26 protein-coding genes and 2 tRNA genes are annotated in these 25,182 nt (G+C 27.9%); 23 read left to right on the forward strand and 5 right to left on the reverse strand.

Annotated features, from left to right (window positions below; all coding sequences use genetic code 11):
• Positions 1-17: 17 nt before the first annotated feature.
• From kdpB to HMPREF9709_RS01705, 3 genes are read left to right on the forward strand one after another with little or no spacing between them, the layout of a single operon-like run.
• A complete protein-coding gene (kdpB, locus tag HMPREF9709_RS01695; protein WP_005397335.1) occupies positions 18-2,075 on the forward strand; it encodes a potassium-transporting ATPase subunit KdpB in 2,058 nt (685 codons plus the stop codon).
• Positions 2,076-2,093: 18 nt separating this feature from the next.
• Entirely contained in the window at positions 2,094-2,744 is a 651-nt protein-coding gene (gene kdpC / locus HMPREF9709_RS01700; RefSeq protein ID WP_005397337.1) for a potassium-transporting ATPase subunit KdpC, read from the forward strand.
• 13 nt (positions 2,745-2,757) lie between these two features.
• Positions 2,758-3,651 carry a hypothetical protein gene (locus tag HMPREF9709_RS01705; RefSeq protein WP_005397339.1) on the forward strand — a complete coding sequence of 298 codons (894 nt, stop codon included), beginning with the start codon at positions 2,758-2,760 and terminating at the stop codon, positions 3,649-3,651.
• Positions 3,652-3,716: 65 nt separating this feature from the next.
• On the opposite strand, the gene HMPREF9709_RS01710 is transcribed toward HMPREF9709_RS01705, so the two are convergent.
• Positions 3,717-4,361, reverse strand: coding sequence for an HAD family hydrolase (locus tag HMPREF9709_RS01710; protein WP_005397340.1), 645 nt, complete (start codon positions 4,359-4,361; stop codon positions 3,717-3,719).
• 90 nt (positions 4,362-4,451) lie between these two features.
• Between HMPREF9709_RS01710 and HMPREF9709_RS01715 the strand changes: the two genes are divergently transcribed.
• Together HMPREF9709_RS01715 and mreB are read left to right on the forward strand one after the other, a co-directional pair.
• Complete coding sequence (locus tag HMPREF9709_RS01715) at positions 4,452-5,606, forward strand: AI-2E family transporter (protein WP_005397341.1); 1,155 nt, start codon at positions 4,452-4,454, stop codon at positions 5,604-5,606.
• A gap of 19 nt (positions 5,607-5,625) precedes the next feature.
• Entirely contained in the window at positions 5,626-6,675 is a 1,050-nt protein-coding gene (mreB, locus tag HMPREF9709_RS01720) for a rod shape-determining protein (protein ID WP_005397342.1), read from the forward strand.
• Between the two features lie 72 nt (positions 6,676-6,747).
• Here mreB and HMPREF9709_RS09905 read toward each other — a convergent pair whose 3' ends face one another.
• Entirely contained in the window at positions 6,748-7,173 is a 426-nt protein-coding gene (locus HMPREF9709_RS09905) for a hypothetical protein (protein WP_005397343.1), read from the reverse strand.
• A 949-nt stretch (positions 7,174-8,122) separates the two neighbouring features.
• Between HMPREF9709_RS09905 and HMPREF9709_RS01735 the strand changes: the two genes are divergently transcribed.
• A complete protein-coding gene (locus HMPREF9709_RS01735) occupies positions 8,123-8,332 on the forward strand; it encodes a hypothetical protein (protein ID WP_005397350.1) in 210 nt (69 codons plus the stop codon).
• Positions 8,333-8,662: 330 nt separating this feature from the next.
• Here the strand turns inward: HMPREF9709_RS01735 and HMPREF9709_RS01740 are convergent.
• Together HMPREF9709_RS01740 and HMPREF9709_RS01745 are read right to left on the reverse strand one after the other, a co-directional pair.
• Positions 8,663-8,739: transfer RNA gene (locus tag HMPREF9709_RS01740), tRNA-Pro, on the reverse strand.
• Positions 8,740-8,885: 146 nt separating this feature from the next.
• Entirely contained in the window at positions 8,886-9,161 is a 276-nt protein-coding gene (locus HMPREF9709_RS01745; RefSeq protein ID WP_005397352.1) for a DUF4177 domain-containing protein, read from the reverse strand.
• A 105-nt stretch (positions 9,162-9,266) separates the two neighbouring features.
• Between HMPREF9709_RS01745 and HMPREF9709_RS01750 the strand changes: the two genes are divergently transcribed.
• From HMPREF9709_RS01750 to HMPREF9709_RS01790, 9 genes are all read left to right on the forward strand, one after another.
• Entirely contained in the window at positions 9,267-10,361 is a 1,095-nt protein-coding gene (locus HMPREF9709_RS01750) for a metallophosphoesterase family protein (RefSeq protein WP_005397353.1), read from the forward strand.
• Positions 10,358-12,163: an ATP-binding protein gene (locus HMPREF9709_RS01755; protein ID WP_005397356.1), complete on the forward strand. Its 1,806-nt coding sequence runs from the start codon at positions 10,358-10,360 to the stop codon at positions 12,161-12,163. The genes HMPREF9709_RS01750 and HMPREF9709_RS01755 overlap by 4 nt, the downstream gene beginning before the upstream one ends.
• 41 nt (positions 12,164-12,204) lie before the next feature.
• Positions 12,205-12,280, forward strand: a tRNA-Thr gene (locus tag HMPREF9709_RS01760).
• A gap of 594 nt (positions 12,281-12,874) precedes the next feature.
• Positions 12,875-13,153, forward strand: coding sequence for a hypothetical protein (locus HMPREF9709_RS01765; RefSeq protein ID WP_005397358.1), 279 nt, complete (start codon positions 12,875-12,877; stop codon positions 13,151-13,153).
• A gap of 108 nt (positions 13,154-13,261) precedes the next feature.
• Positions 13,262-13,894 (forward strand): hypothetical protein, encoded by a 633-nt coding sequence (locus HMPREF9709_RS01770; RefSeq protein WP_005397360.1) that lies wholly within the window; start codon positions 13,262-13,264, stop codon positions 13,892-13,894.
• A 149-nt stretch (positions 13,895-14,043) separates the two neighbouring features.
• Positions 14,044-15,132, forward strand: a complete 1,089-nt coding sequence (locus tag HMPREF9709_RS01775) for a cysteine desulfurase family protein (protein ID WP_005397362.1) — start codon at positions 14,044-14,046, stop codon at positions 15,130-15,132.
• Entirely contained in the window at positions 15,129-16,241 is a 1,113-nt protein-coding gene (gene mnmA, locus HMPREF9709_RS01780) for a tRNA 2-thiouridine(34) synthase MnmA (RefSeq protein ID WP_005397364.1), read from the forward strand. The genes HMPREF9709_RS01775 and mnmA overlap by 4 nt, the downstream gene beginning before the upstream one ends.
• Positions 16,242-16,331: 90 nt before the next feature.
• A complete protein-coding gene (locus HMPREF9709_RS01785; protein ID WP_005397372.1) occupies positions 16,332-16,634 on the forward strand; it encodes a hypothetical protein in 303 nt (100 codons plus the stop codon).
• Between the two features lie 490 nt (positions 16,635-17,124).
• Positions 17,125-17,418, forward strand: a complete 294-nt coding sequence (locus HMPREF9709_RS01790; protein ID WP_005397376.1) for a hypothetical protein — start codon at positions 17,125-17,127, stop codon at positions 17,416-17,418.
• A gap of 235 nt (positions 17,419-17,653) precedes the next feature.
• On the opposite strand, the gene HMPREF9709_RS01795 is transcribed toward HMPREF9709_RS01790, so the two are convergent.
• Complete coding sequence (locus HMPREF9709_RS01795; RefSeq protein ID WP_005397378.1) at positions 17,654-18,214, reverse strand: hypothetical protein; 561 nt, start codon at positions 18,212-18,214, stop codon at positions 17,654-17,656.
• Positions 18,215-18,302: 88 nt separating this feature from the next.
• Between HMPREF9709_RS01795 and HMPREF9709_RS01800 the strand changes: the two genes are divergently transcribed.
• The 8 genes from HMPREF9709_RS01800 (at position 18,303) to HMPREF9709_RS01835 (ending at position 25,147) form a co-directional block, all read left to right on the forward strand.
• Entirely contained in the window at positions 18,303-19,520 is a 1,218-nt protein-coding gene (locus HMPREF9709_RS01800) for an NAD(P)H-hydrate dehydratase (protein ID WP_005397380.1), read from the forward strand.
• Positions 19,510-20,613, forward strand: a complete 1,104-nt coding sequence (alr, locus tag HMPREF9709_RS01805; protein WP_005397381.1) for an alanine racemase — start codon at positions 19,510-19,512, stop codon at positions 20,611-20,613. The genes HMPREF9709_RS01800 and alr overlap by 11 nt, the downstream gene beginning before the upstream one ends.
• 3 nt (positions 20,614-20,616) lie before the next feature.
• Positions 20,617-20,976, forward strand: coding sequence for a type II toxin-antitoxin system PemK/MazF family toxin (locus HMPREF9709_RS01810; RefSeq protein ID WP_005397382.1), 360 nt, complete (start codon positions 20,617-20,619; stop codon positions 20,974-20,976).
• An 11-nt stretch (positions 20,977-20,987) separates the two neighbouring features.
• Entirely contained in the window at positions 20,988-21,548 is a 561-nt protein-coding gene (locus HMPREF9709_RS01815; protein ID WP_005397383.1) for a DJ-1 family glyoxalase III, read from the forward strand.
• Positions 21,548-22,390 (forward strand): metallophosphoesterase, encoded by an 843-nt coding sequence (locus HMPREF9709_RS01820; protein ID WP_005397384.1) that lies wholly within the window; start codon positions 21,548-21,550, stop codon positions 22,388-22,390. Before HMPREF9709_RS01815 ends, HMPREF9709_RS01820 begins: the two co-directional genes overlap by 1 nt.
• 76 nt (positions 22,391-22,466) lie before the next feature.
• On the forward strand, positions 22,467-22,985 hold the full coding sequence (locus HMPREF9709_RS01825) for an adenine phosphoribosyltransferase (protein WP_005397385.1): 519 nt from the start codon (positions 22,467-22,469) through the stop codon (positions 22,983-22,985).
• Between the two features lie 104 nt (positions 22,986-23,089).
• The gene (locus HMPREF9709_RS01830) at positions 23,090-24,574 is read left to right on the forward strand and encodes a shikimate kinase (RefSeq protein WP_005397387.1); all 1,485 of its coding nucleotides are present in this window, start codon (positions 23,090-23,092) and stop codon (positions 24,572-24,574) included.
• A 69-nt stretch (positions 24,575-24,643) separates the two neighbouring features.
• Positions 24,644-25,147, forward strand: coding sequence for a type 1 glutamine amidotransferase domain-containing protein (locus HMPREF9709_RS01835; protein WP_005397389.1), 504 nt, complete (start codon positions 24,644-24,646; stop codon positions 25,145-25,147).
• The last annotated feature ends 35 nt before the right edge of the window (positions 25,148-25,182 follow it).

Raw genomic sequence — 25,182 nt, forward strand, 5'->3', positions numbered from 1 at the left:
AAAATGGAGAATGAATTATGAAAAAGAACAATAAAAAATTTATAAACAAAGAAACATTCATCCAAGCTATAGGTGATGCTTTTAAAAAGTTAAATCCTTTATATATGTTGAAAAATCCAGTAATGTTCGTTGTAGAAATTGGATTTATTATTTCACTTGTGCTTTCAGTATTTCCAAGCCTTTTTGGAGATATTAGTAAAGATACAAACTTAAGAGTTTACAATATAATGGTTTCTTTTATACTTTTTATCACTGTGTTATTTGCAAATTTTGCTGAATCAATTGCAGAAGGACGTGGTAAAGCTCAAGCAGAAAGCTTGAAAAAGACACAAAAAGATACTACTGCTAGATTACTTATGCCAGATAATACAGAAAAGAAAATTTTTTCAACTGAATTAAAAAAAGGTGACATAGTTATGGTTTCAGTGGGAGAAATTATACCAGGGGATGGTGAAGTAATTGAAGGTATAGCTTCAGTTGATGAATCTGCGATTACAGGAGAATCTGCTCCAGTAGTTAGAGAATCTGGTGGAGACTTTTGCTCTGTAACAGGAGGAACAACTGTAGTTTCAGACTGGTTAAAAATCAGAATAACCTCAGATCCAGGAAATAGTTTCTTAGATAAGATGATTTCTTTAGTTGAAGGAGCGTCAAGAAAGAAAACTCCTAACGAAATAGCACTAAATACTTTATTAGTATCACTTACCATAATCTTTATGATTGTTATTGTTACACTTTATCCAATTGGGATTTATTCCGGAGTAACGTTAAAAATATCAACCCTTATAGCTTTAACTGTTTGTCTAATCCCTACAACTATTGGTGGATTGCTATCTGCTATAGGTATCGCTGGAATGGACAGAGTAACAAGATTTAATGTTATTGCAATGTCAGGAAAAGCTGTAGAAGCATGTGGTGACGTTGATACAATGATTTTAGATAAAACAGGTACAATTACTTTTGGTAATAGATTAGCTGATGACTTTTTTACAGTAGGATATGCTGATAAATCTGATTTGATTAGATGTGCAGCTTTGGCGAGTTTACATGATTTTACCCCAGAAGGTAAGTCAACATTAGAATTAGCAAGAAAACTTGGAGATACAAGCGTTGAAGTAGAAGGTGCTGAATATATTGAATTTACTGCTCAAACAAGAATGAGTGGGGTAGATTTACCTGATGGTACTAAGATTCGTAAAGGTGCTTCTGATTCTATAGAAAAATATATATTATCTTTAGGTGGAAAGGTACCTGCTGATTTGTCTGATGAAGTAGATAGAATAGCTAGTTTAGGTGGTACACCTTTAACAGTTTGTGAAAATGATAAAGTACTTGGAGTTATATATCTTAAAGATACAGTAAAACCAGGTATGGCTGAAAGGTTTGAACGTTTAAGATCAATTGGTATAAAAACAATAATGTGTACTGGTGACAATCCTTTAACAGCGGCAACCATTGCAAAAGAAGCAGGAGTTGACGGATTTGTTGCGGAATGTAAGCCAGAAGATAAAATTGAAGTAATTAAAAAAGAACAAGCAGAAGGAAAAATCGTGGCTATGACTGGAGATGGTACAAATGATGCACCTGCGTTAGCTCAAGCAAATGTTGGATTGGCTATGAATAGTGGTACAACTGCAGCAAAAGAAGCAGCAAATATGGTTGACTTAGATTCTGATCCAACAAAAATTTTGGAAGTTGTTGAAATTGGTAAACAATTATTAATTACAAGAGGTAGTTTAACAACATTCTCAATTTCTAACGATATAGCAAAATATTTTGCTATAATTCCAGCGATGTTTATGAATGCAATTCCACAATTAGCTGTGTTAAATATTATGGGGTTAGCATCTCCAAATAGTGCAATAATTTCAGCATTAATATTTAATGCGATAATTATACCTTGTTTAATTCCTTTAGCAATGAGAGGTGTTAAATATAGACCAATGTCATCAGGTAGATTGCTTGCAAGAAATATGATGATTTATGGATTAGGTGGTGTAATTACACCATTTATAGCTATTAAAATCATCGATATAATAATAAATCCATTACTTAAAGTACTTGGTATATTTTAATTTAGAGAGGATATAAAAATGAAAAATAGTAAAAATATTTTTTCTAGTTTAAGACAAAGTTTCCTTATAACTTTTGTATTAATGATAATTTGTGGATTATTGTTTCCACTAGTATTAACAGGGATGTCTAGTGTTTTATTTGCAGAAAAAGCGAATGGAAGCATAATTGATATCAATGATAAAAAATATGGTTCAAAAATTGTTGGACAAGAATTTAAAGAAAATTATTATATGTGGTCAAGACCGTCTAGTGTAAAATACGATATTTTCATTGAAGACAATAATGGAAATCAAACATACACAAATGGAGAAAAATTTAATGGTGTTAGTTCTGGTTCACAAAACTTAGCTCCATCAAATCCAGATCTTGCTAAAAGAGTAGAAGAAGGCATGACAGCATTCCTAAAAGCAAATCCAGATGTTAAACAAAGTGAAATACCAGCAGATCTTTTAACTGCATCAGGATCAGGACTTGATCCACATATTTCATATCAATCAGCTTTAATTCAAATTTCTAGAATTGTAAAATATTCTGGCTTAGATGAAGCTAAGATAAAATCAATTGTTGAAAAAAACACAGAGAATAAACTTTTTGGAGTGTTTGGTGAAAAAGTTGTAAATGTTTTAGGTGTAAATATAGATATAGCAAAAGAAATAAATAAATTATAAGGTAGGAAAATATATGAAAGGAATGCACTATTTTGTTGAATCAAAGAGAGAAAAATTAAATTTAGTAAATAGAAATATTGAAATTGATGATAAATATTTCTTAGAATTTTTATTTGATATATCAAAATGGACAAAATGTGTTCCATTGATATATACAGGCATTAAGAGTGAAGATAAAATTTTCTATGTGCTATTTAGAGAAATTGTATTTTTCGAATACGAATTTTGGGATGAATTTAATTTAGCTTTAGCAGAATTACACGATAAATATAAAATTGATATTTTCGGTACAGAGCTATACAATCAAGAAACTGTACATTTATTTTTAGATAAAAAAGATGATAATTTCTTCGTGGTGCAAAAAAATGTCTCTGGTAAATATGTTGATACAATATATACATTATGTTTAAGAATAGAATTAGAAAGTAGCGAACACGAAAATAAATTATTTCAACTTTCACAAAAAATTGATTGGGAAAATGGTTTAATTTTGATAAATAGAAAATTACGTAATGAAATTAACGATTTTACTATAACTTCTTTTTATAATAATAGTTATTTCTTATATAGTTATCTTTATGCCAAACCTACAGAAGAAGAATATTTCAATCTAATAAATTTTGAAAATAAGATTGAACTATGGAGAGCATTTCTAAAAACTGAATATGATTACGAAGAATTCAAATGGCTCTTTAACAGAATTATAGATAGAAAATTAGAAAATCGCATCGAATGGGAATTGGCACTTTACAATGCTTTAGATAAAGAAGGATATTCATTAAATCTATTAGAAAGTAGATTTGAACTATATAACAATAAAGGTGAACGATGCTATTTCAATATGAATAGTAATAGCTATGCTCAAAAAGCATTTTTAAAATTACTATTTCCATTAAACAAAAATTAAAAAAAATCCTGTTTAAATCTGAAATCAAGACTTAGACAGGATTTTTCAATTATATAAAAAGTAAACTATTTTACTATCTCTAATATTTCTATAAAATCTCTTATATAATAATCTGAAATATTTTTTATTTGTTCCACATTCATAGCATGCTCATCTTCAACTGCTACTGTTGTAAAACCTATTTCTTTTGCTAATTCAAGGGCGTATAAAACATCATCGAAAAAAATAATATCATGAGAATCTACCCCTAAATCATCTACAATAAATTCAAAATATCTAATATCTCTTTTTCTGAAATTTACTGTATCAGGAGTATATATTTTTTGTATATATTGATCTATGCCGTTTGCTTTCATACCGGCTAAAGCATATTTGTAGTCTGTAGCTGTTGCTACATATATTTTATATCCCTTAGTGAAAAGTGTTTCGATAACTGTTTTAACATTGTTTTTTAATAAGTTGGTTTGACTATAAAAATCAAAAAAATATTTATCTAGCAATGCTAAAATGCTGTTTTTTTCAAATTCAGAAAAATTATCTTGAACCAAGTTATAACTATTATTTAACATTGAGTTATTTGCTGCATTCATTGGATTAAGAGTATTTATTGTATGTCTGTCTTCATTAATATCAAACGCAATATTTCTCCACATACCCATTGAATTTAGTAACGTCCCATCCATATCAAAAATTAAAATTTTATTTGTCATAACCCCTCCATATCTCAAATTATATAATAAAATATATTTAAGTACTAATATTTATGATATAATTGAGTTAATAAAATAAAAGAGGTAATTATGAAGTTAAATAAAGAAGAATTAAAAGACATATATAAAAAATTAATAGTAGTTTTTTCTGGTATTCTTTTCTTTTTTATTATGACTAATTTTAGTCATGTCAGAGATACATTTTTTAGATATATTTCATATATTAGACCGATACTTATAGGATTTGGTATTGCATTTGTTGCAAACATGTTAATGAACTTTTATGAGAAACAGTTCAAAAAATATTCCAAATTAAAAAATGAACAGATAAATGTTGCTTCTATGGTATTGGCTTTTATAACTTTAGGATTAATTGTTACATTTTTCCTTTCAGTAGTTTTACCACAATTTATTTCATCACTGATAAATTTACTTTATCAAATTCCGGATTTAATTACTAGATTTGTTGACAGGATAAAAGATTATCCTATTTCTGATAATGTTATTAGCAAGATTGAGACATTTGTACAAGATATCGAATCAAAGAATTTAATTGAGCGATTAATTAATTTAGTCATTTCTCAAGGTGGATTTATGCTTCAAGGTACAATGAGTGTGATAAGTCACATATTTAAGAGTTTCTTTGAAGGATTCCTTGCAATTTCATTTTCTATTTATATGCTAAGTGGTAAAAACAGATTAAAGAGGAATGCAAAACAAGTACTATATGGCTTGCTTACAGAAGATTTTGCCGATAGATTAATTAGATATTATACAATTTTATATAGAAATTCATATAATTTTTTTACAGGTCAATTTTTAGAAGCAATCATAATGGGAATAGTTGTTTTCATAGGGATAACAATAATTGGTGCACCATATGCGATGATATTAGCCGTTGCATCAGGATTACTAAATATCATCCCATATATTGGGGCAATCACTGGTGCGATTTTATCAGTTGTATTGATTTCAATAGCTGATCCAATCAAAGGGTTAATCTTTTTAGTATTTATAATTGTTTATCAACAAATAGATGGCAATTATATTTATCCTAAATTGGTTGGTGGCAAGGTCGGCATTCCCGCAATATGGATAATGGTTGCTATCACAATTGGTGGTTCAATCATGGGAGTTATAGGAATGGTAGTCTTTGTGCCAATATTTGCGACATTCTACATGATTTTAAGAGATCATACTTATAAAAGATTAGATGAAAAAGAAATAGATATTAGTAAGAAATAGACTTTAGATGGGGAGTAATATGGATTTAAGAAAAAGAATAGCGATTGATTTAGGGACAACATCAGTTCTAGTCTATTCTAGAACTAAAGGAGTGCTACTTAATGAGCCTTCTGTTGTTGCGGTTGATAGATTTTCAAATAAGATAATTGCTGTTGGTAAAGAAGCGAAGGAAATGTTAGGACGTACTCCTGGACATATTGTAGCAGTGAGACCACTTAAAGATGGCGTCATCACAAACTACGACTCAACAGAGAAAATGCTAAAATATTATATAAAAAATGCTATAGGAAATTCACTTATTAAGCCAAATGTCATCATTTGCGTGCCTTCAGGTGCCACACAAGTGCAAAAAAGAGCGGTAAAGCAAGCGGGCATTAAAGCGGGTGCGAATGATGTACACTTAATTGAAGAACCACTTGCAGCAGCTATTGGAGCGGGCATAGAAATAGGGGATTCTAAAGGAAATGTAATCATTGATATTGGCGGAGGTACAACTGATATAGCCGTTATCTCCAGAGGTGGAATAGTTGTCTCAGAATCACTTAAAATTGCTGGAGATAGCTGTGATGAAGCAATAATAGATTATATAAGAAAAACAAAAAATGTAATAATAGGTGAAAAAACTGCAGAAAAAATAAAATTATCTGTTGGAAGTATTGAAAGTGACAAAGATAAATTTGTAGCTAAAGGTAGAAATCTGTACACAGGTTTACCTGAAGAGGTCTATATGACTAGAGAAGATATCGATAGAGCATTATATGAAGTTATCGAAGAAATTGCGAATGCATGCAAAAAAATAATTTCAAAAACTCCACCAGAACTAGTTTCCGACCTATATGAAAATGGTGCAATTTTAGCAGGTGGTGGGGCACTTATCCACGGAATGAGAGAAAAAATACAAGAAAAAATAAAAATTTCTGTATATATTGCAGACAATCCAGTCTCTGCAGTTGTTAGAGGAACAGGTAAATCTCTAAACTGGATTAACAAATTAGATAGAATTGAAAACAGTCAATTAGAAATGACAAGACGAATAGTCGAAAAGAAAGAAATTCTAAGAAGAAGGTAAACAAAAACAGAGCGGTAACTAAACATGATTATTTAGTCGTCGCTCTGCTTTATTTTTTACAACTCATTCATTCTATAACTCATCAATAATATCTTCTAAAGTATCAGTATAATCCTCTAATTCCTCAATAGATTCAATAGATCTTAATCTATCAATTACCATTCTAAACATCAATTTTAAAGATGTATCATAATCATCTTGTAAAATCAAATGTCTATCAAGCAATTCATCATCTAAATCTAAATAATCCTCATCATCAATCCAGCCGAAATCATCATCAAGCCAATCTTCATCTTCTAAATCGTCAAAGTCATCATCGTATTCGTCAAAATCTTCATCAAAATCATCATAGTCATCATCGAAATCATCATCGAAGTCCATGTCATCTGAATACAGAACATCTTCTTCACTTTCCAAATCTTCTAAATCTTTAACATCTTCATTTTCGTAGTTCAATTCATCCCACTTTTCTCTTGAGTTTTTGTCGTTCATGTCCATTACAACCTCCAAAGTTTAAAATATTTGGAAAACATATTTCCAATTAAATTATACTATATAAAAGATTAAATAAAAAGGAAAAAATACATAATTATATAAAAGATTTCTTATAGGGAATGGAATTATATGGAAAGGTATTTGTTATGTGTTATTAATAAATAAGAATATTGATGAATGAAGTGAAAATGTATATTTGTGAAAATATTAGTTGAGATTTGGAGATTTTAGGATTATTAGAGTCGAAATATCTTAAATGGCTAATAGTACTGATTCAAATAGCTCAAATGAATGAGATATCTATTGAGACTACTTTTGATAGTGGGGCTTCTAAAATATGCAAAAAAAAAACACAATCAAATAATATTTTTAATAGAAAAAATCAGAATAGGAGAGAATGATCTATCGCTATACACTTTTTGTAGAAGTTTTTTAAATGATGTTTTAGAGGGGCAGGATTATGAGAGTGAAGAAGAATTATAGAGATGATTGGTGACGAGTATAAGAGTGAAGATTTTAAAAGAGAAATTAATACTAATCTTAATAGAATTGGTAAAGAACAATCTATAAAGAATATTGAAAATTGAATAAAATTAATAAAAATAGTATAATAGATATAAAATAAAGATGAAATATTGAGGGTGACTTAATATTCATATTGGAGAGAATCGTCTTAACTATTAAACTATATCTTATGAATTAGCTCATGTGATTGATAAAGAGAGAAGTTCTAGTAACGTATTAGATTATTCTCAAGAAATGCTAAAAATAGTAAGACAAAAATTTTAGTTAGGAAAAATTTAAAGAATATGAAAAACTAGCATATGAAATTGTAGGATATGATAAGAAAAATGCAAAATTAGAAGAAGAAATATTTTCATATTCTTTTGAAAAAGAAATACTCGTTCTCAACTAATTCACAAGCTATCTAAAGTAATAATGGAGGAAATTAATGTTTTCAAATGATGAATTGTTAAGCATACCTGATGACTTAAGAGAAGAAACAAAAAATCTATGTGACTATTATTTTAATAATGAAGTCAAAGAAAACTCTATTGACGAATATATTCAAAATCATGGATCGGAAAGACTTAAAATATGGGAAAGAGAATCATTAGCGTTATATAAAAAAAATTTAGAAAAAGGGATTATTTATAACTGAACACACTAACAAAACAAGGTTAGAGGTTCTTTTTTTATACTAATTTCTAAAGAGTTTAAAAAACGAAGTAAAGTTGAGTAAGAGAGAAAATAGTAATTTAGTGGTTGTTTCAGATTATGAAATGACCATTTTTGTTTATTTTAAAGTATTGTACCCATATTTAAAATGAACAAAAGATTCAAATTACGTCTTTATAGAGTATTAACTTGAGAAAAACTTGAGAAAAAAGTTGCAAATCACTGTAATAATATACAAAACAAAAAAAACAATTTCGTTGAAATATACACATTTGTAATGTAATATAAATCATTGAAATTGATTAAAAATTAATGGTCGGAATGAGAGGATTCGAACCTCCGACCCCTCGGTCCCAAACCGAGTGCTCTACCAAGCTGAGCCACATTCCGGCGACTTATTAAGTATATAATAGTAATAAGTTTTTGTCAAATGTTTTTTATCACTGTATTTGTTATTATACTCTAGCAAAATAAAAAAATCAAATTTTTTTGCAATATTTTAATAAGATTGAATGTGACCTATATGGATGCAGTATTTATCTTGTAATGCGAAGTGATTCAAATACTAATGTGGCTTGGATTCTGTCACCACCTAGAAGGCCTTTACTTCCGCCATTACTTGTTGCAATGGTATGTAATCTATATCCCTTTTGTGCTTGTCTGTTTATTACTTCTTCCAATTCAGTTAAATTTTCTGATCCAGTACCTAAAAACTTTTCTTTTAAAGTAACTTGTAAAACTACATAATCTAAGTTTTGACCTGATGCGGTTGAATGTGTAGATTCTCTTTCTAAATCATCAAAAAAACCCATTTCTACCTCCTTCTTTTTTAAAAATTATAGCATAAAAATTAGGAAAAGATATATATTTAAATAGAACTGATGTTCTCTTTATGTTATAATTTTTATGAGGTAGATATGAATAAAATAAGAATAGCGCATTTGGCTGATTTTCACTTAGGAGCTCAGCTCAATGGACGAAAAGAATTAAATGAAAAAGTTAATAAGGCATTGATTAAATCCTTGGTTAATATTTTTGATGTATTAAATTCGGCTAAAGTACAGTTAGTTTTAATTGCCGGAGATTTTTATGAATCTTCAAATATTGATACATCATTGAAAAGTCAAATTAAGGAAATATTTTCAAATTTTAATGGCAAGATTGTAATCTCACCAGGTAATCACGATTATATTAGTTTAGAGTCAGTGTATTTTGAAGAATGGCCTAAAAATACTTATATTTTCACATCTGAGAATGTTGACTATTTTGAATTTAATGAGATCAATACAAGAGTATATGGTTTTGCTTTCACAAATTCTCATATTAGAGAGCATTTAATTTCTAATATAGGTGTGATTGATGATTCTTATATAAATATTGGAGTTTTTCACGGTCAAATTGATAGTACAGAAAATTCTTATCATCCAATATTTGCTGAAGATATATTGAATTCTAATTTGGACTATATTGCATTAGGACATGTTCACAAAAGAAGTGAAATCAATCAGATTGGAAGGACATATTATGCCTATTCTGGAAATCCTGTAGGAAGAGGGTTTGATGAAACGGGAGAAAAAGGCATTTATTTAGGGGATATTTCTAAAGATAAGAATGGTTTATATTTTTATAAAATTGATAACTCAGAGTTTCATATTGTAAATTTAGAAATAGAAGATTTTGAATCACAAAATGAGCTTGCCAATTTTATAAAGAGAAAATTGGAAGAAAAGTTTGGCGTTAATTATAAGAAACATTACTACAGATTAATTTTGAATGGATATCTAAAAAAGGACCAAACCATAAATATTGATATTATTGAAAGTATGATGACTGATTTTAACTATATTGAGATCATTGATAATACAAACTTATATATGGATTTTGACGAAATTTCACATGAAAAAAGTTTAAAGGGAAAGTTTGTAAAAAAGGTTTTGACAGAAAATATTAGTGCAGAAGATAAGAAAAAGATTCTTGATATAGGAGTTAGAGCATTTGAGGACTTATTATGATTATTAAAGAAATATATATTAATAATTTCGGAAAATTTAATAATTTTAACATTCGATTTAATCGTGGCTTTAATTTAATCTATGGTGAAAATGAAGCTGGAAAAACAACCATATTAAATTTTATCCTTATGATGCTTTATGGAAATAATTCGAAATCAACCGATATAAATCAAAATGAAAGAAGAAAGTATAAGCCTTGGAATAATGAACCAATGAGAGGTTCTTTGATTATTGAAAAAGACATGGTTGAATACAAGATTGAAAGAACTTTTAACGCTTCTAATACAACTGATATTGTCGAAATATATAATTTACACACGGGGAAGAAGTTTGACATTCCAAGTCCTAAAGAGCCTGGAAAATTCTTTTTTAGAATGGGTTATGAATCCTTTAAAAAGACATTATTTATTTCATCTGAAGCAATGGTTATTGATGATAAAAATGATAAAGGTGAGTTAACAAAAAAATTAGTAAATTTAGTTACAACCGGTGAGGAAAATTTATCATATAAAAAAGTTCAAAATAATATTGATAAAAAAATAGAAAGTTACGCATCTAAATCTGGTCATAAAGGATTGTTAGTAGATGCGAATGATAAACTAGATAATCTATATCTTGAATTTGAAGAAGGAAAATTGGATGAAAAAGACAAGAGCTCATTATTAAGTAAAGTCAATTTTCTAACGAAAAATGAAGAAAGTATTCAAAGTGAAATTGATGAATTTAGGGAAGCATTAGATTTAAAAGCAGAAAAAGAACGACTTATAGATACAAAGCGTGATTTTGAATCAAAGAAAAATAGATTAGAATCTCAAATTAAGGATGAAGAGATTGAAAGAATGAAAATCGAATTTGATCTCGCTTATAAAAGATATAATTTTGAGGTATTACCTATTTTTCTATCTTTCATATTTTTCGTTTGTGGAATATTAATAAATCAACTTTTTTATCTTGTTTCCATCCTATTTCTTTTATTTTCTATTTTTAAATATTTTAGAAATAGGATAAAAAATGAAAAAATTAAAGAAAATATTAAGAAGAATTTAGAAATCTTTGAAAAAAAACGTGCAAAAAATCAAAGTGAATTAGAATTAATCAATGAAGAAATAAAGTATATCACTAAGGCTGAACAAGAGATAGATTATCAATTAAACGAATTAGGATATAAGTCATTAGAGCTTGATTATAATCGTTTAGAAAATCTAAATAAAAAGAAATCAGAAATAAATTCTGAAATTGTTCAAATAAAATCAACTTCAAAAGAACGATTTAGGGGAAAAAGAAATATTTCCACTATTTTGTCAGATATAGAATTGACTAAAAAAGAAATAAGAAAATTAGAAAAAGAATTAAGTTTACTGTTAAAAACAAAAGAATATATTAAGAAATCCTTTGATGAAGTTGAGGTAGATTTTTCAGGAAAGATAAACGAAAAAGCTTCAAAAATTATTCAAAAGATAACTAATGGAAAATATGATAGATTGTATATTGCAAATGACTTTAGCATTTCCATACTTGATAGCAAGACAAGAAATATCAAAGAATGGAAATATCTAAGTAGTGGAACTATTGATCAATTATATCTTTCATTAAGACTAGCAATAACTGAATTAATCATAGAACATTCCAGCGAAAGGATACTACTTTTAGATGATATATTTATAAGATATGACAACAATAGAGCGAAAGAATCTATGGATTTTTTAAAAGACAATTTAGATAACTTTTCTCAAATCATTGCATTCACAAGTCATAGATTCTCTACTGACAATTTAGATAAAATTAATTATATAAATATTTAATATTGACAATGGATAAATTTATTATATAATTAATTTATCTTGCTCTTTTAGCTCAGCAGGTAGAGCAGCACCATGGTAAGGTGAAGGTCGCCAGTTCGATTCTGGCATTGAGCACCAAGTTGAAACGTTTGTAATTGCTAGGTTACAAGCGTTTTGTATTTTTAAAGAAATTCAAAAATTCATTTAAGAGATACCAATGTGATGCCATTACAACTTTAGTATAGCGAAAGCTTATACTATTTATTTCAATAAATTTTTGAAGTTTTTGGTACTAAATTTCAGATTTTATTTTTTAGTACCAAAATTATCTCAAGTTTTTGGAACTTAATTTAAAATTTTGTTTTTTAGTACCATTTTTATATCGTAGATTTTGGTACTAAATTTAAATTTGCCAATTTTAGTACCATTTTGGACAGGTTTTTTTGGAACTAATTTTTAGAATTATTAAATTTAGTTCCATTTATGAAGATTCACTTAATATATAAGACGATGGTATTATAACTTTAGTATTAGGATAAACGTAATCTAACTAATCTTCTTTTTTTATCTATTTTTAATAAAACAAACTTTTAATTCTTTGAAATTATTATTTAAGCTATAATAAAGGTTAGATACACTGCAAATTGTCCTAACAAAAGTTATTTAGTCTTTGTAAAGAGTAAGCATTAAAAAAATATATATAGTTGAAAGAATAAGGAAATGGAGAAAACTATGAGAATAACAGGGACATTATTATTAGAATCTCTAGAATATTCTAACAATTTATTAAAAATAAAAGAAGATGAAGATGTATTAATTGGATATGTGAAAAATATAATTAATGTGAGTGGTAATTATGATGGTCAAATGGTCGAAGTATTAACTGACGACTTTGATATGATAAAAAATAAAAAATTATATAATGAAGTTATAAATTATATTAAAAATAAGCAAAAAGATTTAGAGAATTATAAAGATGAATTTGAGACTTATTTGTGGCTAAATAAATGAAGTAGATATTTTATGATAAGCAACACCTAATAAAGGTGTTTTTTATTTTCTCTCATTCTGGGTATTTATAATGTGTAAACATTTAAACTGAAAAATGAGGAGAAATTTATGAGAAATCTTAAGAAACTTATTCTAATTGCTTCATTTATTTTTGTGTTCAATGCATGTAGTCCAAGTTCACAAGAGGATACTAAGCTTGAAACTAATGAAGAAACAATGACTGAAATAGAAACTGAGACTGAAACGGAAATTGAAACTGAGACGGAAACCGAAACAGAAACTGAAACAGAGATGGAAACTGAAACAGAAAAAGAAACTCCGAAAGAAATTGAAACAGAAAAGGAAACAACTGATAAAGGTGTTGAAACAGATTTGACATCTGAAGAAAAAGTTTATGTAGATAAATTGATTGAAGATATAGAAACTTTTCCAAATGCTACTGCAGGTTCTAGCATAAAGATGCATATGTTATTTGCTGAAATGGTAGAAAAAGATAAATTCTTTAATGAAAAAATTGACAGTATAATTAAATTTGCGAAAAACAATATTGATAAAATAGAAAAAAAGGATAATGCTAAAGAGACATTAGATTCTATTTTGTTTACAATAGAAAATTATGAGAAAGATCCAAATGAATTTAAAGAGGCTTTAGAAAGCTCAACAAATCAGACCGTTAAGACTGATGGAGATATGACAAATATTAAAAAATTTGTTGAAACATTGCAAGAGTCTATAAAATAATATAAATTAAGTCCCATGTGATAAATGAAAAAATTATGACATGGGATTTTAAATTGTGGTAATATATTGAAATAGTGTAAATGGACAATTTTTGTTTTATCTTTTTGGGGTATTATGTATAATATTATTTAAAGAGAAAGAGAGAATATATGACATATTTAGATTATGCATCTACTTCTATGAAAAGAAGCAATGTTTTAAATAATTTGATTAATAAAATTGAAGATTTTGATGGCAATCCTAGTAGTACGCACAGGCTTGGGAGAAATGCAAATAAATACCTTGAAGAGGCAAGATCTATAATTGCAGAGGAGATAGGAGCTAAATCAGATAATATATTTTTTACTAGCGGTGCAAGTGAATCAAATAATACCGTTATTGCTAATTTTAACAATGCTAATTTTGAAATTATTTCAAGTAATATTGAACATAAGTCTATTTTAGAACCACTAAAGAGAAATAAATCAAAAGTTATTTTATTAGAAGTTGGTAAAGATGGTAAAGTTTCACTTGAGGATTTGCGTAAGAATATAAATGAAAATACAAAGTTAGTGTCTTTAATCTATGTGAACAATGAAACAGGCGTGATACAACCAATTAAAGAAATAGGGCAGTTGTTAAAAGATAAGGATATTTGGTTTCATGTAGATGCTGTGCAAGCTTTGGGACATGTTGATATTGATGTGAATGAGATAAAATGTGATTCAATGAGCCTTTCAGGACATAAGATTGGTGGGCTGAATGGTTTTGGAGTGTTATATTTAAGAAAAAACTTAAAGCCATTGATTGCTGGAGGAAATCAAGAACATGGACAAAGAGCGGGTACATCAAATTTATTGGCAGCATTGTCGATGGCTCATTCTATTGAATATATGAAAAGTGAGAAAGATCATATCACTGAAATTAAAAAATACTTTTTAGATAAATTGAAAAACATTCCTCATGAAATAAATGGAGATTTGGAATGTACTTCAAATCATATAGTAAATGTGTATTTTCCTTTTGCAAAGAGCGATTTATTGTTAACTTATTTAGATATGAATGATATTTATGTGTCTGCTGGTTCTGCATGTTTAGCTGGTTCATTGGAGCCTTCATATGTAATTGAAGCCATGTATGATAAGGAGAGGGCAAAGAAATCAGTTAGATTTAGTTTTGGTTTTACAAATACAAAAGAAGATATTGATAAAGTAATAGAAACATTAGAAATGTTTTATGATAGAAAGAGTAAATTATGAAAAAAGAAAATAAAGATATAAAAGTTGTAGTAGGCATATCTGGTGGGGTGGATTCCTCTGTTGCAGCCTTATTGCTTAAACAGCAAGGTTATGATGTAACAGGTGTATTTATGAAAAATTGGGATGACACTGACGAAAACGGATTTTGTACAGCGGAAGAAGATTTTAAAGACGCGGTAGCTGTTTGTAACGAAATCGGCATTCCTTATTATTCAATAAATTTTGAAGAGGAATATTATAATAGAGTATTTAAGTATTTTCTTGATGAATACAAGAAAGGACGTACTCCAAATCCAGATATAATGTGTAATAAAGAAATAAAGTTTAAAGCATTTTTGGATTTTGCTAAAGATTTAGGTGCTGATTATTTAGCGACTGGACATTATGCAAGGATAAGAAGAAACGAAGATGGTAGTGTTGAGATGTTGAGAGGACTTGATGATAATAAAGATCAAACATACTTTCTATCTCAACTTTCACAAGAACAAATAAAAGATGTAATGTTTCCAATTGGTGAGTTACAAAAATCAGAAGTAAGAGAATTAGCAAAAAAACACAATCTAGTAACAGCAACTAAAAAGGACTCAACAGGAATTTGCTTTATTGGTGAAAGAAATTTCAATGAGTTTTTATCCCATTATTTACCAGCTAAACCTGGAGATATGGTAGATATTGATAGCGCCGAAGTTTTAGGTAAACATCAAGGGTTAATGTATCACACAATAGGGCAAAGAAGAGGTTTAGGAATAGGTGGAGATGGTGAACCTTGGTTTGTTTGTGGTAAAGATTTAGAAAAAAATCAATTATTAATTTGTCAAGGTTCAGATAATGAAGATCTATTTTCAAACAAACTTTACGCTTCAGAATTTCAATCAAATTTATCAAATTTTGAAAAGAAAGATATGGAATGCGTTGCAAAGTTTAGATACAGACAAAAAGATATACCAGTTAAAGTTCATTTTCTTGATGATGATAAGGTTGAAGTTACTTACGATAACATTAAATCAGTTACACCAGGACAAGCCGCAGTTTTTTACGATGGGGAAGTATGTATAGGATCTGCAATCATTGATGATGTTTATAGAGGCAACAAAAAACTCAAATTATAATATATTTTTAAAAAGTGGGTATTTATATTTTGACTAAATAAATAGTCTAGATACTACAATAAAAATATTTTATTAAATGAGGAGGAGACTATGTTAGACCTTATTAAAGCAAATATGGGACATGTTGTGACATTCATTCAAGAAAAATATGGTGAATTAACAAAGGAAGAAATTGACTCAATAAAGGGTGATCCATATAAATTATTTAATCTTGTTGAAGAAAAATTTGGCGTAAGAAGAGATGAAGTTGAAAAATTCCTAGGCGATAAACTACAAAATGAAACTGATTTAAATGATGTAGAATCAGTAGCTACAGATGTAGAAAATACAGTTGAAAGTGTAAAAAGCCCAATTGATGGCATGCTTAAAGATAAAATTGAAGGCAGAAGATAATAAAATAAATATATTTTAGGGACTGTTGTAAAACGATTCTTTATTGTTTTATACCAGTCTTTTTTTATTACTTATTTTTAATAATTTAACTATTATTTGGATAATATTAATATAAATATTGACACAAAAAAATAAAACAATGTTATAATTCTATCAATAATATTTGTCAGGAGAAATACAAAATGAGAGTAATTATGACGGATTTAGAAAGTCCTATAAAATTAAATAAAAAATTATTACTATGCTTACTAATATCATTTATGTTGTTTTTAACTGCATGTTCAAATAATAAAAACAAAATATAGCTGAGTCTTCTACAGAAACTCAAAAAGAAGAAATAACTGACACGATAAAGAAAATAAAAGTAATTAGTTCTGATAGATCTAAAATAATTAAACTTGTAGAAAAAGAAAAAATCTTTAACATTAATGTTGATTCAAAATTTACTAAAGAAGATTTCTCACTATTTATAAATTTAGAAAATGAGGAAATGATCATTAATAATCTTAATAGCATTAAAATAGGTTTATCCGTCCAAGATTTTAAAGAGGAATTATCAACACAAATAGGCAAATTTGATAATTCCAAAAAATATTGGGAAATCAAATTAAATAATGGTAAATTAAAAGAAAAATACAATATAGATATTAGTAAAAATACGAATTTATTAACTGATAAAGAGATAGAGTTATTATTAAATAAAAAGGAATCTCTTGTATTAAGATTTGATATCTTTATTGATGAACAGAGTCCTGTAAGAATCTATAACCACTTTTTAAACTAATTTAAGTTCTAATAATTAGATTAATGTTTACAAATTTTTATAAGATTATTATAAATATCTCTAAAATGATATAAAAAGAAAAAGGTGATATTGCAGAATAATTGCTTATATTCTGTCATCACCTTTTTTCTTGGATTATAGCTCCTTTTGGTAAAATGATTTAATAAATTATAAATCCTTAATTAGTCTAAAATATTAATAATATTTTATTAATTTGTAGGGTGATTAAATTATTTCAAGCAACAAAATAACTTGTTGTTGATATAAATCTTGATCCAATATTTGGTCTATAATACCTGGTAGTATTATGCCAGTTATCTACAATTATTAATATTGTTTCATTATTTGTCATCTCAACATATCCGACACATATAACCCAGTGCCAGTTAAATAGTGCTTCTGATAAAAGTAATGTAGAAATGTTTCCTTTGTCTATGTTCTCTTTGATATGATTAATTTTGTTAAAAAAATGTGTCTTATTCTTCAACTTAATATGTTTATTTTTTAGGATTTTTTTAGTTTTATTGGCAAACCATAATACTGGCCCATTACCAATTAAATCATGATGCTCATCAAAAATATCATTATCGGATAGATAGTTTAATTTTGTAAAAAATATATCCAAATTGGTAGAGGTAGTTGCTGCACAGTGATTATTTGCATTGTTAAATCTACCTATAGTCAACCATGAATAGTATTTAATATCTGCTGTATTTATTTTTTTTATTTCTTTATTATTTATATCGGTGAAAAAGCCATAATCATTATCACCATATAAGATTTTCTTTATTTTCATATGCACCTCATAAAAAGTTTACATAAATTTACAAACAATTACAACAGTGTTATTATTAATATAGAAAAATAGTGATGTGAGGTGCTTTATGATTGGTATTGACATATTTAAAATTGATAGAGTAAACAAGCTAAAGCAAAAAGAAAGATTTATAAAAAGATTTTTTACTTCAAATGAAATAGAATATCTAAAAAGTAGACATCTTAGTAGTCACAGCATTGCAGGTTTATTTGCAACGAAAGAAGCGGTGACGAAAGCTTTTGGTGTTGGGATTTCTGAAGAGTTGGGATTAAGTGATATTGAGGTATTACATGATGAGAAAAACGCACCATATATCAACACAGAACTAAATAAAATTAAAATACTGATGGAAAAGAAAAACATTAAAAATATTAATGTAAATATAAGTCATGATGGGGATTACGCTATTGCTATATGCAAATTATCTGAAGAAGAAAATAAAACAGGAGTGGATTCTATGTTACCTCAAAGAATTGATGATTCAAATAAATATACATATGGTAAGATACTTATTATTGGTGGATCTAAAGGCATGAGTGGCTCTGTATTTTTAGCATCAGAAGCAGCGTTAAGAGCAGGAGCTGGAATTGTGTATACATTAGTTCCAGAATGTCTTACAGAAATTTTGGAGAATAAAACAACAGAACAAATCGTTATTTCCTTAAACGATGATGGGGATAAAGAATTTGGAAATTTCAAAAGAGAAGACTTATTAAATATAATCCAAAATAAATCAGTGATTGCAATTGGACCAGGAATGGGACATTCAGAACATGTAAAAGAAATATTGGAAATAGTTCTATATAATTTTGATGGACCTATTGTTATAGATGCTGATGCTATTGACATCATTGCTGATAATCACGAGTTAATAAGAGAAAATATATATTTAACTCCACATGCTATGGAGTTTTCAAGACTATCAGGATATACGCTAAATGAAATAAATTATGATAGAGAAGGGTTTGTACATAATTTTATTGACCGATATGATGTTAATTTACTATTAAAAGGTAAAAATTCAATTATTGCAAATAAAGAACAATTCTATATAAATGAAACAGGAAATAATGGCATGTCAACATCTGGAAGTGGTGATGTTTTAACAGGCATCATTTCCGCATTTTTAGCAAGAGAAAATAGCTTTGACATGTTTAAATTAGCATGCTTTGTACATGGCCTATCAGGCGACTTAGCAGCGAAAAGATATGGTAAAACAAGCTTAATAGCAAGAGATATTATTAACTTTTTACCATATGCGATTGGAGAATTAGATGGGGAATAGTACAAATATTTTAGAAGTAAATATTAATAAAATAAGAAATAATATCAATATATTAGAAAATATTGCAAAGAAGAAATACTATGCTGTGGTGAAAGCAAACGCCTATGGTCTTGGTGCAGCAGAAATTGCAAAAAGAATTGAAGATATAGTTTATGGATATTGTGTAGCGACAATAGATGAAGCTGTTGAACTAAGAAAAGCAGGCATAAAAAAAGACATAATTGTTTTAGGATATATTTTACCGGAAAATTACCATTTACTCTCAGAATATAATATTATAACAACAATTTATAGCATTGATATTGCTAGAGAAATGGAAAAACTGGGTAAAAAAATAAGAGCACATATAAAAATTGAAACTGGTCACAATAGATTAGGATTTAAACCTGAAGATAAATCTTATGAAGAGATTATGGAAATCAATACATTTAAGAATATTTCTCTAGAGGGTATTTTTTCGCATTTATCTACGGCGGATGAAAAAGACTCATACTATACAGAGCTTCAACATAAAAGATTTGAAGAAGCAATAAATGCACTTAAAGATTTAACTAAAAACTGGATAAAGCATTTATCTAACGATGCGGCTATGATTGCTTATGATTTTGATTATGATGCTGTAAGATCCGGTATATCACTTTATGGAGTTTATCCTTCAGAATATATGAATGAAAATTATCATATCGGATTGGAGACTGCGTTTGAATTGAAATCAAGAATTTCTTTTATTAAGGAAATTGAAAAAGGAGATTCTGTATCATATGGTCGAACATTTATAGCTAAAGAAAAAATGAAAATAGCGACTGTTTCAATAGGGTATGCAGATGGATATCACAGATTAATTTCAAATAGAGGATATGTGTTAATAAATGGGAAAAAAGCACAGATATTAGGTAATATTACCATGGATCAGATGATGGTTGATATTTCAAATATTGATGCTCAAATTCACGATGAAGTGGTGTTAATAGGTAAAAGTGGCGACGAGGAAATCACCCCTGAACAAGTTGCAAACTGGGCAGAAACAATTACATATGAAATAATGACATCTATTTCACCTAGGGTAAAGAGAACATACATATATGAGGAGTAATAATTGAGAGTAAAAAGAGGAGATGTCATATATGCTGACTTAAGTCCTGTCGTGGGTTCTGAGCAGGGTGGGGTAAGGCCGGTAGTAGTGATACAAAACAATGTAGGTAATAAATATAGTCCTACGGTCATCATTGCAGCTATTACTTCACAAACAAACAAAACAAATTTGCCAACCCATGTTAAGATAGTTGATGCCGATATAAAATTACCAAAGAATTCGGTTGTACTATTGGAACAAGTTAGGACAATAGATAAAAAAAGATTAAGAGACAAAGTTGGAAATCTAGATGATCGTACTATGCATAAAATAGATAAAGCATTAATAGCATCATTCGCATTAAATGATTATTTAGATGAATAATGGAGGAAAATATGAAGGTTTTTGTTTTATTAAATAATACATTTGAAGAGATAGAAGCATTAACAGTTGTTGACTATTTAAGGAGAGCATCCATTGACGTGACAACAGTATCAATGCATGAAAAATTGTTAGTTAAGGGCGGACACAATATTGAAGTATCCGCAGATATTACTTTTGATAATCTAAAAAGAGATATGATAGATGTGCTATACATTCCAGGAGGATTGCCAGCAGCAAGAGAAATATCAGAAAATAAAGAAGTTATTGAATTGGTACAATATCTAAAAGAAAATAATAAAATAATTGCTGCTATGTGTGCAGGTCCACTTATACTTGAAACTTCACAAATAGCAAAAGATGAAGTGATTACTTCATTTCCAGGTGTAAAGGATGAGTTGAAATCAATAAAAGAATATTCCGAAGATGTAGTAGTAAAATCAGGAAATATTATTACGTCTAGAGGACCAGCAACAGCTGTATTTTTAGCATTGAAATTAATTGAAGAAATAAAGGGGAAAGAAGTTAGAGATAAAGTTGCTGAAGGCATCTTATTTAACTATATAGAAAAATAATGGATAAAATAATTTTAGGCATTTTTCTGTTTCTAATTATTTTTATTATCTATATATTTTATGATAATGCTCATCCAAAAAAGGAAGTTCTTAAGATAAAAAAGAAGATGCCTGAAAGTATTGATAAACTTCGAATTTTACAAATTTCTGATTTACATAATCAAAAATTTGGTGAAAATCAAGAAAGATTATTAAATTTAATAGATGATAATTATGATTTGATATTTATTACGGGTGATTTAATAGATAGAAGATATACAAATATTACAGAAGCTATGAATTTAGTTAATAATCTAAAATGTGAAAATATCTTTTATATTAAAGGAAATCATGAAAAAGGGGCAAAAGATTATCCTATACTTGAAAAAGAATTGTTAAATAGTGGGATAAAGGTACTAGATAATAAAAATTTTAGTTTTAGAGATATAAATATTTGTGGTGTAGACGATCCTGCAGAATATATCACATTAAGTAAAAAGAAAGACATTAATGAATACAAGGTTTTAGAAGAAAATATAAAAACATTATTAGAACAATCAGACAGCAAATTTAATATTTTATTATCACATCGTCCAGAGTATTTCGACTTGTATGTAAAATATAATATTGATTTGGTATTTAGCGGCCATTCACATGGTGGTCAAGTTAGAATCTTTGGGAAAGGTTTGTATTCAGCGAGTCAAGGATTTTTTGGGAAATATGATGGGGGTGTCTATAAAAAAGGCAATACAACAATGGTAAATTCTAGAGGATTAGGCAATAATTTTCCGTTTGCAAAAAGAATTTTCAATACTCCTCAGATTATTGAGATAATACTTGAAAACGAAAAATCAAGCTTGTAACAATATATTATTTATTGTAAAATATAATGTGGACATTCCAATAATAATGATTTTCATTTTGAAAATGGAGGAAAAAATGGACTTAAAATCAAAAGTAAGAGTAATAGAAGATTTCCCAAAAAAAGGAATTAGTTTTAAGGATATTACTACTTTACTAAGTGATAGCGAAATTCTAAGAGAAACAATTGATGTATTATGTGATAAAGTAAAAGACTTGGATTTCGATTATATCGTAGGTATTGAAGCTAGAGGTTTCTTATTAGGGATGCCAATGGCTTATAAATTAAATAAAGGTTTTGTACCTATAAGAAAGCCTGGTAAATTACCTGGAAATATTATTAAAAAAGAATATGACTTAGAATATGGTAAAAATGTTGTTGAAATCGACTCTGATGCATTAAAAGAAGGTGATAGAGTTTTACTTATAGACGATCTTTTAGCAACAGGTGGTACCGCAAGAGCAGCTTTAGAATTAGTGGAAGCGACAGGTGCAGAAGTTGTTTGTGCAGGATTTTTAATAGAATTAACCGATTTAAAAGGAATTGATAAATTTGAAGGTTATAATACTTTCACATTAATAAAATATAATCACTAAAAAAATGGGAATCAAGCAATTGATTCCTATTAGTTTTTTTTGGGTTAAATAGGATAAAGACCTACAATACTGAGAAAACTCGTAGATAACAATTTTGAGGCAATATGGTAGATGACAAAAATAAATTTAATAAAATTAAATATTTCCAAGAAAAATTAGAAACTCTTGATGAACAAATTATGGAGTTGGTTTCAGAAAGATTGAGTGTTGGTGATGATTTAACTCGTGAAATTTTTACTAATAATCTCGATTTAGATAACAATTACCTTGTCGAAAGAAGCTTCAAAATGGATGAAAATCAAGATGATGCTATACAGAGTTTTATGGAAAATTTATATGATATTTGTGAACAAAGATTTAGATATATGGAGAGTAAATATAATTCTCAATTTGCAAGTATAGGTAATGGAGATGCTTATAAATTTACTAAAGAGATTTTTAATAGAGTATTAGATAAAGAATATTATCATTTTCCTTGTCAAGAGAAATTACTTGAAAATTTACTATATAGACACAATTTTCAAGGGCTTTCAATTGGAAAACCATATAAAACAGAAGTGCTTAGTCATCTTGACGATATGACAAACCAAGTAAAAGAGATTGGAGAAGCTAATTTAGTTCAGTTTTATAAAGGTAGAAAATATGGATTTAATACTGAATATTATGGGTTAATGAAGCTGTTTGAAAAAAAAGATATTGAGATAAAAGGGAAAAATATTATTGTTTTAATATCAGATGAATCAACGAAAATTATAGAATATACATTATCAAAATTACATCCAAATTTTATTAAAATAATTGATATAAATGATTTTGAAAAAGTAGACGATGATTTTGAAATTTTAATTAATATAGTAGAGACAAAAAAACTTCCTTTACTTGATTTATCTAAATTTAGGAATTTAGAAACAGTAGTTGATATAAACTATAATCCATATTTTTCAAAACTATATATAGATGCAAAGGCAAATAATATCAAAGTTGTAAATGGACTATATAAAAATATTTATCAAGTTAAAAAAAGTATGGAAATCTTATTAAGAAGAAAATTTGAAGATACATATTTTGAAAATATTGCTAAAGATATTATAAAGAAAGATATTAATATTGTTCTTGTGGGTATGCCAGGAGCAGGCAAGACGACTATTGGAAAAAAACTTTCCAAATTATTGGAAAGAAAACATTATGATTTAGATAAGGAATTTAAAAAAGAATATGGTATATTATCTTCTGATTTTTTAAGATATGAAAGTGAAGATGAATTTAGAAGAAAAGAGCATGAAATTGTAAAGAAATTGACGAGACAAAATGGTCTAATCATCTCTACTAGTGGTGGTGTTGTAAATAAAGATGAAAATTACTATTATTTAAAGAAGGATTCGATAATATTTAGAGTTGATAGAGATTTAAATAAATTATCCACTAAAAATAGACCATTATCCGAAGGTGGGATAGATACATTAATAAAAATGTATGAAGATAGATCAGAAAAATATGATTATTTTACAGATTTTGTAGTTAAAAACCATGGTGATTTTAATAGGGTGGCATATAGGATAAAGGACATTTTTGAAAATATAGATATATAAATTTTAGATATTTTGTGTTTGGGTATAATAAAATATGTAGGTAAATATAGAAATATCTAGGAGGATACTATGAAAAAAATTGCTATATTAATCGAAAGTTTATTTAATGAAGAAGAATTAATTGCTCCATATCACAGATTAAGAGAAGATTATGAAGTAGTATTAGTTGGTACAGAAGCGGATACTGAATATCGTTCAAAAGAAGGATTTACAAAGAAAAGTGATGTAGCTTCAAGAGATATTTCTGCGGATGATTTTGCAGGAGTAGTTATACCAGGTGGGTTCTCACCAGATTATATGAGAAAATCAAAAGATTCTGTAAAATTTGTTAAAGATATATATGAAAGTGGTAAACCTGTTGCAGCTATTTGCCATGCAGGATGGATGCTTGCAGAATCATTAGACTTAAATGGCGTTAAAATGACATCCACATCAACTATTAGAAAAGATATGGAAAATGCAGGAGCTAATTGGGTTGACGAGGAAGTGGTTGTTGATAAAAATTTAGTTACTTCAAGAAGCCCTAAAGACATACCTGCTTTTATGAAAGAATTTATCAAATTAGTAGGATAAATTACTAATTTAGAATACTGAAATACAACATATTA

Source organism: Helcococcus kunzii ATCC 51366 (assembly GCF_000245755.1).
In the GTDB taxonomy this organism is placed as follows: domain Bacteria; phylum Bacillota; class Clostridia; order Tissierellales; family Peptoniphilaceae; genus Helcococcus; species Helcococcus kunzii.

Excerpts from the sequence above, each read along its gene's own strand:
- kdpB (WP_005397335.1), top strand. The coding sequence starts at position 18 with ATGAAAAAGAACAATAAAAAATTTATAAACAAAGAAACATTCATCCAA.
- kdpC (WP_005397337.1), top strand. The coding sequence starts at position 2,094 with ATGAAAAATAGTAAAAATATTTTTTCTAGTTTAAGACAAAGTTTCCTT.
- HMPREF9709_RS01705 (WP_005397339.1), top strand. The coding sequence starts at position 2,758 with ATGAAAGGAATGCACTATTTTGTTGAATCAAAGAGAGAAAAATTAAAT.
- HMPREF9709_RS01710 (WP_005397340.1), bottom strand. The coding sequence starts at position 4,361 with ATGACAAATAAAATTTTAATTTTTGATATGGATGGGACGTTACTAAAT.
- HMPREF9709_RS01715 (WP_005397341.1), top strand. The coding sequence starts at position 4,452 with ATGAAGTTAAATAAAGAAGAATTAAAAGACATATATAAAAAATTAATA.
- mreB (WP_005397342.1), top strand. The coding sequence starts at position 5,626 with ATGGATTTAAGAAAAAGAATAGCGATTGATTTAGGGACAACATCAGTT.
- HMPREF9709_RS09905 (WP_005397343.1), bottom strand. The coding sequence starts at position 7,173 with ATGGACATGAACGACAAAAACTCAAGAGAAAAGTGGGATGAATTGAAC.
- HMPREF9709_RS01735 (WP_005397350.1), top strand. The coding sequence starts at position 8,123 with ATGTTTTCAAATGATGAATTGTTAAGCATACCTGATGACTTAAGAGAA.
- HMPREF9709_RS01745 (WP_005397352.1), bottom strand. The coding sequence starts at position 9,161 with ATGGGTTTTTTTGATGATTTAGAAAGAGAATCTACACATTCAACCGCA.
- HMPREF9709_RS01750 (WP_005397353.1), top strand. The coding sequence starts at position 9,267 with ATGAATAAAATAAGAATAGCGCATTTGGCTGATTTTCACTTAGGAGCT.
- HMPREF9709_RS01755 (WP_005397356.1), top strand. The coding sequence starts at position 10,358 with ATGATTATTAAAGAAATATATATTAATAATTTCGGAAAATTTAATAAT.
- HMPREF9709_RS01765 (WP_005397358.1), top strand. The coding sequence starts at position 12,875 with ATGAGAATAACAGGGACATTATTATTAGAATCTCTAGAATATTCTAAC.
- HMPREF9709_RS01770 (WP_005397360.1), top strand. The coding sequence starts at position 13,262 with ATGAGAAATCTTAAGAAACTTATTCTAATTGCTTCATTTATTTTTGTG.
- HMPREF9709_RS01775 (WP_005397362.1), top strand. The coding sequence starts at position 14,044 with ATGACATATTTAGATTATGCATCTACTTCTATGAAAAGAAGCAATGTT.
- mnmA (WP_005397364.1), top strand. The coding sequence starts at position 15,129 with ATGAAAAAAGAAAATAAAGATATAAAAGTTGTAGTAGGCATATCTGGT.
- HMPREF9709_RS01785 (WP_005397372.1), top strand. The coding sequence starts at position 16,332 with ATGTTAGACCTTATTAAAGCAAATATGGGACATGTTGTGACATTCATT.
- HMPREF9709_RS01790 (WP_005397376.1), top strand. The coding sequence starts at position 17,125 with ATGATCATTAATAATCTTAATAGCATTAAAATAGGTTTATCCGTCCAA.
- HMPREF9709_RS01795 (WP_005397378.1), bottom strand. The coding sequence starts at position 18,214 with ATGAAAATAAAGAAAATCTTATATGGTGATAATGATTATGGCTTTTTC.
- HMPREF9709_RS01800 (WP_005397380.1), top strand. The coding sequence starts at position 18,303 with ATGATTGGTATTGACATATTTAAAATTGATAGAGTAAACAAGCTAAAG.
- alr (WP_005397381.1), top strand. The coding sequence starts at position 19,510 with ATGGGGAATAGTACAAATATTTTAGAAGTAAATATTAATAAAATAAGA.
- HMPREF9709_RS01815 (WP_005397383.1), top strand. The coding sequence starts at position 20,988 with ATGAAGGTTTTTGTTTTATTAAATAATACATTTGAAGAGATAGAAGCA.
- HMPREF9709_RS01820 (WP_005397384.1), top strand. The coding sequence starts at position 21,548 with ATGGATAAAATAATTTTAGGCATTTTTCTGTTTCTAATTATTTTTATT.
- HMPREF9709_RS01825 (WP_005397385.1), top strand. The coding sequence starts at position 22,467 with ATGGACTTAAAATCAAAAGTAAGAGTAATAGAAGATTTCCCAAAAAAA.
- HMPREF9709_RS01830 (WP_005397387.1), top strand. The coding sequence starts at position 23,090 with ATGGTAGATGACAAAAATAAATTTAATAAAATTAAATATTTCCAAGAA.
- HMPREF9709_RS01835 (WP_005397389.1), top strand. The coding sequence starts at position 24,644 with ATGAAAAAAATTGCTATATTAATCGAAAGTTTATTTAATGAAGAAGAA.